Origin of the sequence: Arthrobacter sp. MA-N2, assembly GCF_000517125.1 — a bacterium.
In the GTDB taxonomy this organism is placed as follows: Bacteria; Actinomycetota; Actinomycetes; order Actinomycetales; family Micrococcaceae; genus Arthrobacter; species Arthrobacter methylotrophus.
On record NZ_KI912155.1, the window covers coordinates 3,672,996 to 3,687,669 of the forward strand.

14 protein-coding genes, 1 tRNA gene and 1 other RNA gene are annotated in these 14,674 nt (G+C 62.6%); 7 read left to right on the forward strand and 9 right to left on the reverse strand.

Annotated elements, in window-relative coordinates; genetic code table 11:
* Nucleotides 1-238: 238 nt before the first annotated feature.
* Nucleotides 239-1,855: a polyprenol phosphomannose-dependent alpha 1,6 mannosyltransferase MptB gene (gene mptB / locus A3M3_RS0117920; protein ID WP_028267488.1), complete on the reverse strand. Its 1,617-nt coding sequence runs from the start codon at nucleotides 1,853-1,855 to the stop codon at nucleotides 239-241.
* Between the two features lie 151 nt (nucleotides 1,856-2,006).
* Between mptB and orn the strand changes: the two genes are divergently transcribed.
* The 3 genes from orn to def all read left to right on the forward strand — a co-directional run bounded on the left by orn (nucleotide 2,007) and on the right by def (nucleotide 3,532).
* Nucleotides 2,007-2,633, forward strand: coding sequence for an oligoribonuclease (gene orn / locus A3M3_RS0117925; protein ID WP_081736862.1), 627 nt, complete (start codon nucleotides 2,007-2,009; stop codon nucleotides 2,631-2,633).
* Between the two features lie 131 nt (nucleotides 2,634-2,764).
* Nucleotides 2,765-2,837: transfer RNA gene (locus A3M3_RS0117930), tRNA-His, on the forward strand.
* Nucleotides 2,838-2,959: 122 nt separating this feature from the next.
* Nucleotides 2,960-3,532 carry a peptide deformylase gene (gene def / locus A3M3_RS0117935; protein ID WP_028267490.1) on the forward strand — a complete coding sequence of 191 codons (573 nt, stop codon included), beginning with the start codon at nucleotides 2,960-2,962 and terminating at the stop codon, nucleotides 3,530-3,532.
* Between the two features lie 72 nt (nucleotides 3,533-3,604).
* Here the strand turns inward: def and A3M3_RS0117940 are convergent, their stop codons facing one another.
* The 4 genes from A3M3_RS0117940 to rnpB form a co-directional block, all read right to left on the reverse strand.
* The gene (locus A3M3_RS0117940) at nucleotides 3,605-4,402 is read right to left on the reverse strand and encodes an HNH endonuclease family protein (RefSeq protein WP_028267491.1); all 798 of its coding nucleotides are present in this window, start codon (nucleotides 4,400-4,402) and stop codon (nucleotides 3,605-3,607) included.
* A 154-nt stretch (nucleotides 4,403-4,556) separates the two neighbouring features.
* A complete protein-coding gene (locus A3M3_RS0117945) occupies nucleotides 4,557-4,766 on the reverse strand; it encodes a hypothetical protein (protein WP_028267492.1) in 210 nt (69 codons plus the stop codon).
* Between the two features lie 87 nt (nucleotides 4,767-4,853).
* A complete protein-coding gene (locus A3M3_RS0117950; RefSeq protein ID WP_081736863.1) occupies nucleotides 4,854-6,350 on the reverse strand; it encodes a glyceraldehyde-3-phosphate dehydrogenase in 1,497 nt (498 codons plus the stop codon).
* 245 nt (nucleotides 6,351-6,595) lie between these two features.
* Nucleotides 6,596-6,987: RNase P RNA component class A (gene rnpB, locus A3M3_RS27075), an RNA gene on the reverse strand.
* Nucleotides 6,988-7,074: 87 nt separating this feature from the next.
* On the opposite strand from rnpB, the gene A3M3_RS0117955 reads away from it, so the two are divergent.
* The gene (locus A3M3_RS0117955; RefSeq protein ID WP_028267494.1) at nucleotides 7,075-7,839 is read left to right on the forward strand and encodes a YaaA family protein; all 765 of its coding nucleotides are present in this window, start codon (nucleotides 7,075-7,077) and stop codon (nucleotides 7,837-7,839) included.
* 71 nt (nucleotides 7,840-7,910) lie between these two features.
* Here A3M3_RS0117955 and A3M3_RS0117960 read toward each other — a convergent pair whose 3' ends face one another.
* On the reverse strand, nucleotides 7,911-8,648 hold the full coding sequence (locus A3M3_RS0117960) for a zinc ribbon domain-containing protein (protein WP_028267495.1): 738 nt from the start codon (nucleotides 8,646-8,648) through the stop codon (nucleotides 7,911-7,913).
* Nucleotides 8,649-8,836: 188 nt separating this feature from the next.
* Nucleotides 8,837-9,754, reverse strand: coding sequence for a Nif3-like dinuclear metal center hexameric protein (locus A3M3_RS0117965; protein ID WP_028267496.1), 918 nt, complete (start codon nucleotides 9,752-9,754; stop codon nucleotides 8,837-8,839).
* A gap of 146 nt (nucleotides 9,755-9,900) precedes the next feature.
* Here A3M3_RS0117965 and msrA point away from each other — a divergent pair, with 146 nt between their 5' ends.
* The 3 genes from msrA (at nucleotide 9,901) to epsC (ending at nucleotide 12,071) form a co-directional block, all read left to right on the forward strand.
* Nucleotides 9,901-10,425, forward strand: coding sequence for a peptide-methionine (S)-S-oxide reductase MsrA (gene msrA, locus A3M3_RS0117970; RefSeq protein ID WP_028267497.1), 525 nt, complete (start codon nucleotides 9,901-9,903; stop codon nucleotides 10,423-10,425).
* A 75-nt stretch (nucleotides 10,426-10,500) separates the two neighbouring features.
* On the forward strand, nucleotides 10,501-11,436 hold the full coding sequence (cysK, locus tag A3M3_RS0117975; RefSeq protein ID WP_028267498.1) for a cysteine synthase A: 936 nt from the start codon (nucleotides 10,501-10,503) through the stop codon (nucleotides 11,434-11,436).
* Nucleotides 11,437-11,486: 50 nt separating this feature from the next.
* On the forward strand, nucleotides 11,487-12,071 hold the full coding sequence (epsC, locus tag A3M3_RS0117980; protein WP_028267499.1) for a serine O-acetyltransferase EpsC: 585 nt from the start codon (nucleotides 11,487-11,489) through the stop codon (nucleotides 12,069-12,071).
* Here epsC and A3M3_RS0117985 read toward each other — a convergent pair.
* Both A3M3_RS0117985 and gndA read right to left on the reverse strand, forming a co-directional pair.
* Entirely contained in the window at nucleotides 12,068-12,901 is an 834-nt protein-coding gene (locus tag A3M3_RS0117985) for an oxidoreductase (protein WP_028267500.1), read from the reverse strand. The two genes, epsC and A3M3_RS0117985, sit on opposite strands and share 4 nt — an antisense overlap.
* Before the next feature lie 124 nt (nucleotides 12,902-13,025).
* On the reverse strand, nucleotides 13,026-14,462 hold the full coding sequence (gndA, locus tag A3M3_RS0117990; RefSeq protein ID WP_028267501.1) for an NADP-dependent phosphogluconate dehydrogenase: 1,437 nt from the start codon (nucleotides 14,460-14,462) through the stop codon (nucleotides 13,026-13,028).
* Between the last annotated feature and the right edge of the window lie 212 nt (nucleotides 14,463-14,674).

The following is a 14,674-nucleotide window of genomic DNA, read 5'->3' on the forward strand; positions in this document are numbered from 1 at the left end:
TCCGTTCCGTCTCAGTGCCCGACCACCAACCAGGCCGAACCACTAACCAGACAGTCCGGAGGTATGCAAGCAGCCCAGCCACCCTATGCTTCCAAAGCTTAGCCACCCCCGAAATTCGCCCCCAACACTGGGGAGCAAGCCTCTCTCATACACACGTTTTGGCCTATAGCCCCGTCTTTTCGGAACACGTGGAGCAACACCGGCGTCGAATGCGGTCCGAAGCCCGGCGCAGTACCCGCTATCCGGAACGCCTGAGCCGTTGCTCGAGCCTGCGGAGCAATTCCCCGGGAGTGGACCGGATCAACAATCTACGGGTATGCACGTCCAGGACCATCAGGTAGATCGCGAATCCCACCGCCACCACGTATGCCAAGGACGAGGCCTTGACGTTCAACTCGACGAAGGACAGCACTGAGAGCTGGTCCTGCGCGCCGAACGCCACGAAGAACGTGACGGCGACATAGAGGCATTTGATCTGCCAGTCATCCCGGATGCCGGTTACCGCGAGCAGCGGTATGAACCACAGGATGTACCAAGGCTGGATGATGGGAGCGAGCATGACGACGGCGGCGAACGCCAGAGCGGCGCGTCGCACCAGTCGCGAATAGTCCCCACGGAACATGAGAACCACCACGAGCGCCATGCCGGTCCACTTCAAGAGCGTGCGAAGCCCGGACGCCACCGTTCCGCCGGGCAAGCCCAAGAGATTTGCGATCACGTCGACCTGTTGGCTCAGGAACCCGGAAGGCGAGAATGCCGTGTAGCCGGGGGTGGGATCGAGGATGGCCCAGGCCCACCCGAACCCTAGGTTGTACGGGATTCCGCTCACGGCCAGCACACCGAAACTGATGGCCGCCGTCGCGCCCCAGAAGAGGAACTTGCGGGTCCAATTCGCCGCTGGACCCGCCCACATCAGGCCGATGAAGGGCAGGAGAAGCACCGTGATCGGTTTGATACCGATGGAGGCTGTGACGAGGAGAAGACCGGTGACATGGCGCCCGGTGGCCGCAAAGTACATTCCTGCCACGGCGAGGCCCACCAGCAGGGCATCGTTGTGGGCGCTGGCGATAAAGCTGATGAGGAAAAGCGGGTTCGCCACGGCGATCCACAGGGCGCGACCAGGATTGATTCCGTGGAGTTCGGCCAGCTTGGGAACGTAGATCACGCAAAGCAGCACTCCCCCCGCCGCCAGGACACGAAAGAGCAGGACGGATAAATCGGGCTGGGCGTTAGTGATACCCACTACCCACCTTGCGAGCCATAGGAAGTATGGTCCGTAGGGCGTCTTGGCCTCGGCCCAGGCGGGGTCCGCTCCGAGGGCAAACCAGTTGCTGAGCGAGGATATGCCTGCGGTGTAGGGGTTCTGGCCTTCAAGGACCAGCCTTCCCTGGCCGGTGTAGGCGTACACGTCGCGCGAATAGATCGGCACGGCGAACATCATGGGCGCCGCCCACGCCGCAACTGCGACAACCACCGATCGGACCGAGCCCGGGCCCCAGTCCTTGAGCCTTTGACCTAGCCTCAACCAAGACCTGACCAAGAGCATGGCGCCGGCAGTCAACAGGATGGTGGACGTCGTAACGCCCCAGCCCTCCGTGCGCAGGGCGATGACAAGCGGGTGTCGGACCATCGGCGATCCATTGGCGATCCAGCCCGCGCCGATCGAACCGACGAAGATCATGAGAGAGCCGAAGAATCCTTGCCAAATGGCCACGTAGGCCTTGACCCTGGGTGAACCGATGCCCGCAGCACTGGGAAAATGGGCGCCTGCGGCGATCGTCTCCGACGGCACCGCGGGTTCCTTTGCCTCATCCCGGCTGTTTGAGGTGCCCACGCCCGATCCGCCTGCCGTCATGATATTCCAGTCCCTACGTACATTGGTCCAGCTCGTCGAGGCAGGCAACAACCGCTCGACAACGGCCCAGTTTACCAGCCGGAGTCCGCCGCAGACGCGCAATCAGGCGCTCCGCCACGCTTCCCACACAGCCGAACGGTAGGCTTGGCAGGTGCCTATTACTAATGAACGCATCGTCTGGATCGACTGTGAGATGACCGGGCTGGACCTTGAAAACGACGCCCTGATCGAGGTGGCGGCTTTGGTCACCGATTCGGACCTTAACATTCTCGGTGACGGCGTCGACGTCGTCATCAAGCCTGTTGACGCCGCCCTTGAGCAGATGAACGACTTCGTCCGCGACATGCACACCCGTTCGAAGCTCCTGGACGAACTCCCCCATGGCAAGACCATGGCGGAAGCTGAAGCAATCGTCCTTGAGTACATCGAGAAGTGGGTACCCGACCCCAAGAAGGCGCCACTTGGCGGCAACTCGGTTGGAACCGACCGGATGTTCCTCGCGCGCGATATGCCCAACATCGTCGAGCACCTTCACTACCGGGTCATCGATGTCAGCACCATCAAGGAACTCTCGCGCCGCTGGTTCCCGCGCGCGTATTTCCAGTCACCTGCAAAACACGGTGGCCACCGCGCCCTCGGCGATATCAAGGACTCGATCGACGAGCTTCGGTACTACCGCGAGGCGGTCTTCGTGCCGGCGCCAGGACCGGACACAGCAACGGCGCAGCGGATTTCCAAGCAAGTTACAGCCGGCCCGGAAGCTCCCGCAGGCACGTGATCTGCAGCACCTTTTGGGGAAATTTCATCCAAACCGTCGAAACTGGCGAAACCACCCCTCAAGACGGGGTATAGTTTTTGTCGTTGCCTCCGCAGCTTGCGGGTCACTCCGGAAGCATCAAGAGGCACATGGTGGGCGTAGCTCAGTTGGCAGAGCGCCTGGTTGTGGTCCAGGAGGTCGCGGGTTCAACCCCCGTCGCTCACCCTCATGAGATCGGTGAAGTTCGCCGATCGCAGCCAAAGGCCGTACTGGTTATCCAGTGCGGCCTTTGCTTTGTCCCGGCCAATTCCGGCCTTCCAGGCCAGAGAACCAGAGGAACACTTGACATGACCGTTCTGCCAGTCACGATCTGGGGCGAGCCTGTGCTTCACCGCCGGGCGGCCGAGGTTGAAGTGTTCGACGACGAACTGCGCACCTTGATAGCCGACATGTTCGAGACGAACGAAGCCGCCAACGGCGTTGGCCTGGCCGCACCCCAGGTGGGAGTTGGCAAGCGGCTCTTCGTCTACAAATACCCCAATGACGACGACGCACCGGACGAAGGGGTGCTCGTGAACCCGGTCCTGACACTGTCAAAAATCCCCGGGTCCCTTCCTGACCCGGAGGAAGACATCGAAGGCTGCCTGTCCTTCCCCGGGGAGCACTACCCGCTGCAGAGGGCGGAGTGGGCCCGCGTGCAAGGCTTCGACGGCGAGGGCGAGCCGGTGGATTTCGTGGCCACGGGCTGGTTCGCGAGGGTCATGCAACATGAATTCGATCATCTGGACGGCAAGCTTTATGTGAACCGTCTCATCGACCGCTACGCCAAGAAGGCCATGAAGCAGGCCAAGAAGAACGGCTGGGGAGTGCCGGGCCTGAGCTGGATGCCGGGCGTCGACCCAGACCCTTTCGGACACTGATTGGACCGGACCATGATTGGAGACGCGGACCGCGCTATTGCTGTCCGGCCCGTCCCTGCGACACTCGCCCCGTCACATCGCCCTGATGGTCTGCTGGCCCGGGCACGAGCCTAGGACACGCTTCATGGCGTCCTTCTCCGCTTGGGTGATCCAGAGCCGGTACGCAGCCTTGACGGAAATCTGCCGCGCTACATAGTGGCAACGAAAGCCCTTGTTCGCAGGCAGCCAGCTGGCGGCGTCGCTCGCGCTCTTCTTTACGTTGGCGGGGCCGTCAACGGCAATGAGGTTCAAGGGATCGTTGGCGAGACTCTGGCGTTGTTTCGCCGTGAGGTGCTTGGCACCCTTCTGCCAAGCATCGGCAAGGGCCACCAGGTGGTCAATCTGGACGGCACTGCTGCTTTCCGATCCCCTCCGGAAATGGATGTCCTCGCCCGCATACGGCTCGCGGAGTTGCCCGGACGCAACCTTGCACGTGGAACCCGCGGTGAACTCCACCGACCTGAGGTCCCGCCGGAGGATGTCGTTTCGGGTATCGCAGCCGTTGCGGTCGACGTCGAGCCATGCCTGGCCGAATTGCTTACGGTCGTAATCGTCGTTGGCAGAGCGTCCCTTCACGGAAAGCGCTTCGAGGACATCAGCGGCTGAACCGACGGGAACGGGCTGTACGGACTCCACAGGCCTCATCCAGCTCGAGTCGAAGACGGGAGCCTCCGTGGGCCCATCGCCGGCGGCTTCGGCCACGGCGAACTGGCCGCTCGCGAAGAACCACGCAATGCCGGCAACGCCAGCCGCGACTAAGAGGAACAGGAGCACCCAAGCCTGACGAGACTGGCGGCGGGCGCGTCGATAGGCGGCCCAAGTAGTGCTCAAGGGATTGCATCCTTTCGGCGAAGACTACGTCCCTTGAGACTAATTCAGGGCAGCGACAGCCACTGCCGATATCCACAGTGGGGAGGACAGGTCACTATGTGAATAATCGCAACGCGGGACCAACCCGCCCGCTCAGGGCGCTGCGTGAGATGGGCTACTGCTCCTTGGTGACCCGGTTCAGGTCTTCGGCCGCCAGCTCCAGGAGCGACTCCAGCTGAATGACCCGGTCCTCAGCGATCTCGCCAGCCGCGAACGCCGTCTTGGCTTCAGCGAGCAGGCGCAGGGCCTCCTTATGATTGGAGCGCGCTAGGTGCAATGCGTGTTCCAGGGTGGTTTCATGTTCCAGAATCTTTTCGCGTTCCATGCGTCCATTCTGGTCAGATTTCCCGACTGATACCAACGCATCAGCCGGGAAAATCCTGTGAATTTCCTGACGCAGGTCCAGAATCGGCTAGACGCTGGCGGTCGCCAACGCGGTGTCGGAATCCGCGCCGAGAGCGACGCTCTTCGCCGGGAACGACGGCGGGTTCACGCCTGCCATTTCTTCCATGACGCGCACCACCTGGCACGAGTAGCCGAATTCGTTGTCGTACCAGACATAGACCACCAGATTCTTGCCGTTGGCGATCGTGGCCAGACCGTCCACGATGCCGGCCCGGCGGGAGCCCACGAAGTCCGTGGAGACAACCTCGGGCGAATCGATGAAGTCGATCTGCTTGCGCAGCTCCGAGTGCAACGACATCTCACGAAGGTAGTCGTTGACCTCCTCCTTCGTGGTCCCCGTCTCCAGGCTCAGATTCAAAATGGCCATCGACACATCCGGAGTCGGCACCCGGATCGCGTTGCCGGTCAGCCTGCCCTGCAACTCAGGCAGGGCCTTGGCCACCGCCTTGGCCGCACCCGTCTCGGTAATCACCATGTTCAGCGCAGCCGAACGCCCCCGCCGGTCGCCCTTATGGAAGTTATCGATCAGGTTCTGATCGTTCGTGAACGAATGCACGGTCTCCACGTGCCCGTGGATGACCCCGAACCTGTCGTTCAGCGCCTTGAGCACCGGGGTAATCGCGTTCGTGGTGCACGACGCCGCGGTGACGATCGTGTCCGAGTCCAGAATCGAGGAATGGTTGATGCCATGAACAATGTTCTTCAAATCGCCCTTGCCCGGGGCCGTGAGCAACACCCGCGCCACGCCCTTGCTGGCCAAGTGCTGGGACAGGCCCTCGGCATCGCGCCACCGGCCCGTGTTATCCACCACCAGGGCATCCTTGATGCCATAAGCCGTGTAATCGACCGTGGAAGGGTTCTCCGAGTAAATAACCTGGATCTGCACACCGTTGGCCGTGATCGTGTTCGCAGCCTCGTCCACCCGGATGGTCCCCTCGAAAGAACCATGCACCGAATCCCGGCGCAGCAGACTCGCCCGCTTGACCAGATCGTTCTCCGCCCCCTTACGCACCACGATCGCACGCAGACGCAGCCCGTGCCCGCCACCGGCCTTCTCAATCAGCAACCGCGCCAGGAGCCGGCCGATCCGCCCGAAACCATACAACACCACATCGGTACTGCTCCGGTCATCCGCGCCCCGGCGCCCCACAACCCCGGCCAGCTCGGCCCGGAGGAATTCCTCCAAAGACAGGCCACCGCCCTCGGACCTGAACTTCTCATTCAACCGGGCAATATCAATCGCCGCAGCCCCCAGCTCCAGCCCCGCCAGGACATCCAACAACGGCGCCGTCTCCTCCAAAGGCAGCTCGTCCTTGCTCATCCGGCGCGCGAAACGATGCGCCTTCAGGATGTTCATCGTGGACTTGTTGATCAGGCTGCGCCCATGGATGCTCGTCACCACATTGTTTTCCCGGTACAACCGGCCGATCACCGGAATCATGGCCTCAGCCAACGCCTCCCGGCCCATCCACGTATCAAGACAAGAATCTGACGACTGGCTCACAGAACTACCTTCCTAGGGTCAGCTACATACGTCCTCGTACGTAGATGGCGGCCGCCCGGAGTAATCCTGCGGCACTGGTATCGGCGGGACTTCGGTCTGCCCGGACACCTCGAACGATGCAAAGGAAAACCGCCGGCTGCGAACGCAGAACCGGCGGTGGAACCTCTACGTTCAGTGTCCATTCTAAGGTCTGGCACACGGGCCATTGGTGGCCGGAATGCGTGAATTCACTCACACAAGGCTGAGGGATGGGTTGACCGATACGCCGGGTTCTGTCCTCCCGCGCCGTTGCCGGCGAAGGAGTGGCGACCATCCATCTACGAACGCCGTTGCCGACGCCCTCCAGCGGCCTACCCGGACACTCGGGCGAGCAGCCCTCGATCGTGCCCTGTCTGGCCTTGCTCCGGGTGGGGTTTACCTAGCCTCCCTGGTCACCCAAGGAGCTGGTGGTCTCTTACACCACCGTTTCACCCTTACCTGCTGTCTGCTTGTGCTGGCACAAGCAGACGCGGGCGGTCTGTTTTCTGTGGCACTGGCCTGCGGGTTACCCCGAGTGGGCGTTACCCACCACCCCGCTCTGTGGAGCCCGGACGTTCCTCGAGCCACTCACATGGCGCGCGGTCGCCTAGTCAACCCATCCGCCTTACAGTCTACCGGCGTCGGGCCCTGCCCTCCGACCCGGCAACTGGCGCCTGTACTTGGGCAATACAGCTAATATCGACTGGTGCTGATTCTCCTGCCCCCCTCCGAAGGCAAGACCCCTGCTGCCAAGGGCCCCGCCGTCGAATGGGAGTCCCTGAGCTTTCCCGAACTCAACAGCTACAGGGCCAAAGTACTCGACGCCCTGGGCTTGGTCAGTGCGCACGAGGACGCACTCGCCCTGTTGGGGGTGGGCGCATCGCTGCGGGACGACGTCGAACGCAATACCCGGCTGCATGCCGAACCAGCGGCCCCGGCCCACCAGGTGTATTCCGGAGTTCTCTACGACGCGCTGGGGTACAAGACCTTAACCCCCGCGCAACGCCGCAAAGCGGCGGAGTCGATCCTCGTGATTTCCGCCCTGTGGGGCGCCATTGGCTTCGGCGACCGGGTGCCCGCCTATCGCCTTTCCATGGCCACAGCACTGCCCGACGTCGGACGCCTCGCGTCTTTCTGGAAGCCGCAGCTCACGCAGGCCCTCGCCTCGCGGGTGGAAGGCGAGCTGCTGGTGGACTGTCGCTCGAGCACCTACGCCGCGGCATGGGCTCCGCCCGCGGAGCAAACCGTCTCCATCAACGTCTTTTCCGAGTCCAATGGCAAGCGCACTGTGGTCAGTCACTTCGCCAAGCACACCCGCGGCGAACTGGCCCGGCATCTGTTGAGTCGTCGAGGCAAGGCTCCAGCAACGCCCGGACAATTGCTCAAGGCTGCCTCGGAAGTCTGGACCGCGGAGTTGACGGAAGGCACGGCACGCAAGCCGCACTCCCTCAGCATCATCCTCCCCAACTAGCTCGCATTTGTTGTCGTTATGAGGGCTCATTACGACAACAAATGCGAGCTAGTTGGGACGGGAACAGGCGGCTAGTTCCACTCGGCGGAGCGCACCAGGATGCAGCCCGAATCGGGGCAAAACACGATGTCGTCCTCGGCCGCGGCTTTCACCTCGGCAAGGTCGCCGGGACTGAGCGTCATCCCCGAGCCTTCAGACTTGCCATGGAACAACCGGGCGGCACCCACCCCGCGCTTGGCAAGGGTTTTTTCATAGATAGCCAGCATCCCGGCGTCGAGCCCTTCGGCGAAGCCGGTCCGCTGGGCGCGCACCTCCGTCTCTTCAGCGACGATCTCGGCGATCGCGGCGTCGAGATCGGAGCGGATCCCGGAGAAGGAACCCTGGATGTCATCGACGATCTGCTGTTGGGCCGCCTGCCGCTCCCTGAGCACGTCGAGTCGCTCGAGGATTTCCAGCTCGACATCCTCTAGGTCCGAGCGGCGCTTGTTCAGAGAGGCGATATCGCTCTGCAACGCCACGAGATCCTTGGAGAGTCCGGTGCCGCTGTTCAGCCTGGCTTCGTCCCGCTCAATACGGCCAGCCACTTGCTCGACGTCGGCCTCTGACCTGCGCAGCTCGGCTTCGGCGTCGTGCACTGCGAGCTTCGCCGCCCCGAGGGCCCCGTTGGCCACACCGAGGGCGTCCTGGAGATCGGTGATGCGGGGATCGTTCTCCAAAGTACGACGGCGGCTGGCCAAGGATTTGAGCTTCGCATCCAACCCCTGCAGTTCGAGCAATTTCAACTGTTCCGCCGGTGCTGCCTTGGCCACGCTTACCTCCGCTTGATCATGCCGGGGATGACATTCAACCCCAGCCAGGCCTTGGGCCTGTTTGAGTCGACTCTAGCGCCTAGCGTGCTCCTCTGCCTCGCTACATCCCCACCGGCTCCCAAACCTCGCTTCGCTCGGTATGGGTCCCTCGCCGGTGTGGGCCCTGGGATGGAGCTCCCCCGCCAGGCTTAGCCGGGAGTCAGAATGAAGTCCCAGGGATCGCTGTTGGTGGAAGCGACCCGGATCTCGACGTCGTGCCCTTGGTCCGCGAGCACGTTGCCGAGCGCTTCGGCCGCCGCGGGCAACCACAGCCATTCGCTCGCGAAGTGCGAAACATCAACGAGGTAGGGCCTTCCGTCGACGGCTGCTTCGCGTGCTTCGGACGCCGGGTGGTGGCGCATGTCCGCCGTGACGTAGATGTCCGCTTGGCTGGCGCGAACAGCGTCGAAGAGACTGTCTCCGGCACCACCGCAAACGGCCACGCGCCTGACCAGTCCGTCTTTGTCTCCGGCAACCCGCACGCCACCGGCCACCGAGGGCAGGATCTCGAATACGCGCGCAGCGAACTCTCCGAGGGTCATGAGTTCGGGGAGGTCTCCCACCCGTCCGATGCCTTCTTCCGGCAAGCCGTGGGCCGCGGGGGCCAGCGGTACAACGTTGTCGAGCCCGAAGGCGTCGGCAAGCACGTCGGAGACACCCCCCACGGCTGAGTCCCCGTTGGTGTGAACCGTCAGCAGCCCGGTACCCGACTCAATGAGCCGATGGACGGCAAGGCCCTTGGCACTCGTGGCGGCAACGGAGGTGACGCCTTTGAGGAGCAGGGGATGGTGCGTGACGAGGAGTTCGGCACCCCATTCAATGGCTTCCTCGATGGCGGCCAGGGTGGGATCCACGGCAAACATGATCTTGGTGACGTTGGCGGTGGGGCGTCCGACCACCAGCCCAACCTCGTCCCAGTCCTCTGCGAGTGACTCCGGCCAGAGCTCCTCCACCGCCAATAAGACCTGGCCGAGGGTGGGGGTACTGGTTCTTGAAGTTCCGGCTGCACCGTCTTCCGGTTCTTTCCCGGATCCTGTATCTGCAACCGCGGTGTTCACAGCTTCCATGCATTACATTCTTGCGCATTCGGTGCACATGACGCGCTTGCGCCCAGAGTACTGTTCCAGATTCTTGGCGGTGACCGGTTCTGCGCCGTCACAGTCCCGTAAGGTTGTGCGGGAATCATCCGGGACTCCCAACCATTGAAGAGATCATGAAAACTTTTGTACTCGGTGGAGGCTGTTTCTGGTGCCTTGATGCTGTCTATCAGAAGACCAAGGGCGTCAGTTCCGTGGTTTCCGGATACACGGGCGGACACATCCGCAACCCCGACTATTATGATGTCTGCTCCGGCATGACCGGCCATGCGGAGGTTGTCGCCGTCACTTTCGATGACGACATCATCCCCGCAGACATCATCCTCGACATGTTCTTTGCCCTGCACGATCCCACCACCCTCAACCGCCAGGGCTACGACGTTGGAACCCAGTACCGTTCCTCGATGTTCTATAGCACCACGGAAGAGAAGATCCTCTTCGAGGAAGCCATCCTCCGGAACCAGGAACTGTGGTCCAAGCCGATTGTGACCGAGGTCAGCAGGCTGCCGGTCTTCTACGAAGCCGAATCCATCCACCAGGACTACTACGCCAAATTCCCGGAGCAAGGCTATTGTCAGGTGATCATCAATCCCAAGCTCGCCAAGGCCCGGAAATATTACTCCTCGTGGCTCCGCGCGTAGCAGCGTGTACCACCGCTCGTTAGGCTGACCTCAGCAATAGCTATTTCAGCGAATTCAGAGAATAGGCATGATTACATGGCACGGATCTACGACGACGTCACCCAGCTGATCGGCGGAACCCCCCTGGTCCGCTTGAACCGGCTCACCGAAGGCTTGGATGCCACGGTTGCCGTGAAGCTGGAGTTCTACAACCCCGCCAACAGCGTGAAGGACCGGATCGGCGTGGCCATCGTTGATGCCGCCGAGAAGTCCGGCGCGCTGAAGCCTGGCGGCACCATCGTCGAAGGAACTTCCGGCAACACCGGCATCGCATTGGCCTTGGTTGGCGCTGCCCGCGGTTACAAAGTCATCTTGACCATGCCGGAAACCATGTCCACCGAGCGCCGCGTCATGCTGCGCGCCTACGGTGCCGAGATTGTCCTGACCCCCGGCTCCGAAGGCATGCGCGGCGCCGTCGAAAAGGCCCAGGAGATCGTGGCCAACACGGAGAATTCCGTCTGGGCCCAGCAGTTCGCCAACGAGGCGAACCCGGAAATCCACCGCACCACCACTGCCGAGGAAATCTGGGCGGACACCGACGGCGGAGTGGACATCTTCGTCGGCGGCGTCGGGACGGGCGGTACGATCACCGGCGTCGGTCAGGTGCTGAAGGAGCGCAAGCCCGGAATCCAGATCGTGGCCGTGGAGCCCAAGGACTCCCCTATCCTGAACGGCGGTGCCCCCGGACCGCACAAGATCCAGGGCCTCGGTGCGAACTTCGTTCCGGAAATCCTGGACACCAACGTGTACGACGAGGTCCTCGACGCAACCCTCGAGGACTCCGTTGCCACAGCGCGCGCCCTTGGTACCAAGGAAGGCATCCTTGGCGGAATCTCGGCCGGCGCGGCTGTCTGGGGTGCCCTGGAACTGGCCAAGCGTCCGGAGAACAAGGACAAGCTCATCGTGGCAATCGTTCCCGACTTCGGCGAACGTTACATCTCCACCGTGCTTTTTGACGATATCCGCGGCTGATTGCGGACTCCGCGCCGCCGCTCTCTTTCATTTCCTGTAGAAAGGTCTTTGTGAGCTTCTTCGCAAGACTAGTGGAGGACCTCGAGGCCGCCCGGTCACATGACCCGGCGGCCCGAGGCTCCTTTGAGAACTTTTTCGCGTATTCCGGACTGCACGCCATCTGGGCGCACCGATTGACGCACAAACTGTGGCAGAACCCTGATCTTCGTTTCCCGGCACGGCTTATTTCGCAGCTTGCCCGGTTCCTGACCGGCATCGAGATTCACCCTGGCGCGACCATCGGCCGCCGGTTCTTCATTGACCACGGTATGGGTGTGGTGATCGGTGAGACCGCTGAAATCGGCGAAGACGTCATGATCTACCACGGCGTGACTCTGGGCGGCCGCTCACTGGCCAAGGTCAAGCGCCACCCCACCATCGGAGACCGGGTCACCATCGGAGCCGGGGCGAAGGTGCTTGGCCCCATCACCATCGGTGCGGACAGTGCAGTAGGCGCCAACGCCGTCGTGGTCAAAGACGCACCGCCTGAGTCGATCATTACCGGTGTTCCCGCAACATGGCGGCACCGCGATGCCAAGAGCGAAACCAAACCGGCCGTCGACCCCGCCGAGTACTACATCGAGTACCGGATCTAGGCGGCAAAACGCTTGTAGGCGTTCCAGAAGACCATGTCGAAGGCCCGGTCCGGGAGCACCCGCCGCAACGCCAAGATGGTCCAGGCTCCCCTGCCCACCGGGTATCGGGTCCGTGGACGGCGGGCACTTGCTGCATGCGCAATGGCACCCGCCACAATCCGCGGGTGTGTCGACAATGCCGTGCCAGACGTCGACGCCAAAGCGGCAGCGACGACCCGTGCCTGCTCCCGGTAAGGTCCCTGTCCGGAGACCGTCAACAGGCTCTCTCCGGCGATGGTTCCCCACTCGGTGTCGGTTCCGGCGGGCTCGATGATGGCCACGTCGATGCCATACGGCTTCAGCTCGAGCCGCAGCGAGTCACTGAGGCCTTCGACGGCGAACTTGGTTGCGTGGTACCACGCTCCCAAGGGTTCATACATCTTGCCGCCGATCGAGGACACGTTGATGATCCTGCCTGATCCTGCGGCGCGCATCGCGGGAATCACCAGCTGGGACATCCGCGCGAGACCGAAGACGTTTACCTCGAACTGACGCCGCCCCTCGTCGAGCGGTACCTCCTCCAACGAGCCGTAGGACCCGTATCCGGCGTTGTTGACCAGTACGTCGATCCGACCCTGCTCGGCCAGGACAAGGTCCACGGCGGCCTTCATGGAGGCTTCCACCGTTACGTCCAGGGGCAACACCTTGATCCCGTGGGCTTTGAGGGGCTCCATCTTCTCGACCCTCCGCGCTCCCGCATAGACCACCATCCCTGCTTTGCTGAGCTTGATGGCGGCTTCGAATCCGATTCCGGTTGACGCACCTGTGACAAATGCGACGCGTTGCGGCATGGACTGCTCCTCGTCTGGCGGGGGTTGTGGCGGTTCGTGGCCCACCTACGGCAAAGGCCGACGCCTCCCACAGTATCGGGGAAGTGCCGGCCTTTGTTAGTAGCGAATCGGGGCAGCGAGGTCCCTAGTGGGTGTCGACTGCCGAGATTTCGGACTTGTCTTCGCCCCAGAGGGTGTGGAAGGTGCCTTCGGCGTCGACGCGGCCGTAGGTGTGCGCGCCGAAGAGGTCGCGCTGTCCCTGGATGACCGCCGCGGCGAGGCGCTTGCGGCGCAGTCCGTCGTAGTAGGCCAGCGAGGAGGAGAACACCGGAACCGGGATGCCCAGCTGGACGGCCGTGGCCACCACGCGCCGCCACGCCGGCAGCGCACCGGCAATCGCCTTCGTGAAAGCCGGAGCGAACAGCAGGTTTGCCGGCTTCTCCTCGGCCGCGTACGCGTTGGTGATTTCCTTCAGCAGCTCGGCACGGATGATGCAGCCACCACGCCACAGCGAAGCGATCTCATCCAGCTTCAGGTCCCAGCCGTACTCCTTCGCAGCCGAAGTCAGCATGTCCAGGCCCTGGGCATAGGAAACCAGCTTGGAAGCGTACAGCGCCTGGCGGANGTCCTCGACGAAGTTCTCGGGAACCTCGACGGCGATTTCCTCCCCCGCAAGCAGCTCCTGGCCCAGCTTGCGCTGCTCCGCCTGGGAAGACAGGGCCCGGGCGAAGACCGACTCCGCGATGCCCGAAACCGGAGAACCGAGCTCAAGGGCGGAGATGACCGTCCAACGGCCGGTGCCCTTCTGCCCGGCAGCGTCCACGACGACATCGACGAACGGCTTGCCCGTCTTGGCATCAACGTGGCCCAGGACCTCCGCGGAAATTTCGATCAGGAACGACGCGAGTTCGCCCTTGTTCCACTCGGCGAAGATCCTGGACTGCTCAGCCGGCTCGATGCCCGCACCGGAGCGCAGGAGATCGAACGCTTCACCGATGACCTGCATGTCGGCGTACTCGATACCGTTGTGGACCATCTTGACAAAGTGACCGGCACCATCAGTGCCGATCCACGCACAGCAAGGCTTCCCGTCAACCTTGGCAGAGATCTTCTCCAGCAACGGACCCAAAGCGTCGTAAGACTCCTTGGAACCACCGGGCATGATCGAGGGGCCGTTGAGCGCACCCTCCTCGCCGCCGGAAACACCCACGCCCACGAAATGCAGCTCCTTCTCAGCCAATGCTGCTTCCCGGCGACGGGTGTCCTCGAAATGCGAGTTACCGGCGTCGATCACAATGTCACCCGGCTCCAGCAAAGGAACAAGCTGATCGATCACAGCGTCAACCGGCTTGCCGGCCTTCACCATGATCAGGACACGACGGGGCTTCTCCAAGGAATCAACGAGCTCCTGGAGGGTTTCCGTCCGGATGAAGTCACCGTCCGTGCCGTGCTTAGCCAGCAGGGCGTCGGTCTTCTCGACGGAACGGTTGTGGAGAGCAACGGTGAAACCGTTGCGGGCCAAATTGCGGGCCAGATTGGCGCCCATCACCGCGAGGCCGGTGACACCGATGTGTGCTGACATCAAAACTCCAATTCATTCTTGTGCATTGAGTCCTGCGGAGCGCGAGGAAACGCTTTCTAAAGCAGTAGCTGCGATAAACCATACGTATTCGGACCACGTCCGGGAAAGTTACGCCCGCGTTTCCGCGTCACAAAAGAGTCTATGTGGCGAGCTCGCGCCGTGGGAGTTGCCAGGCAGCCGGGCTACCGATGCCGGTGCTGCCAACGCCACTA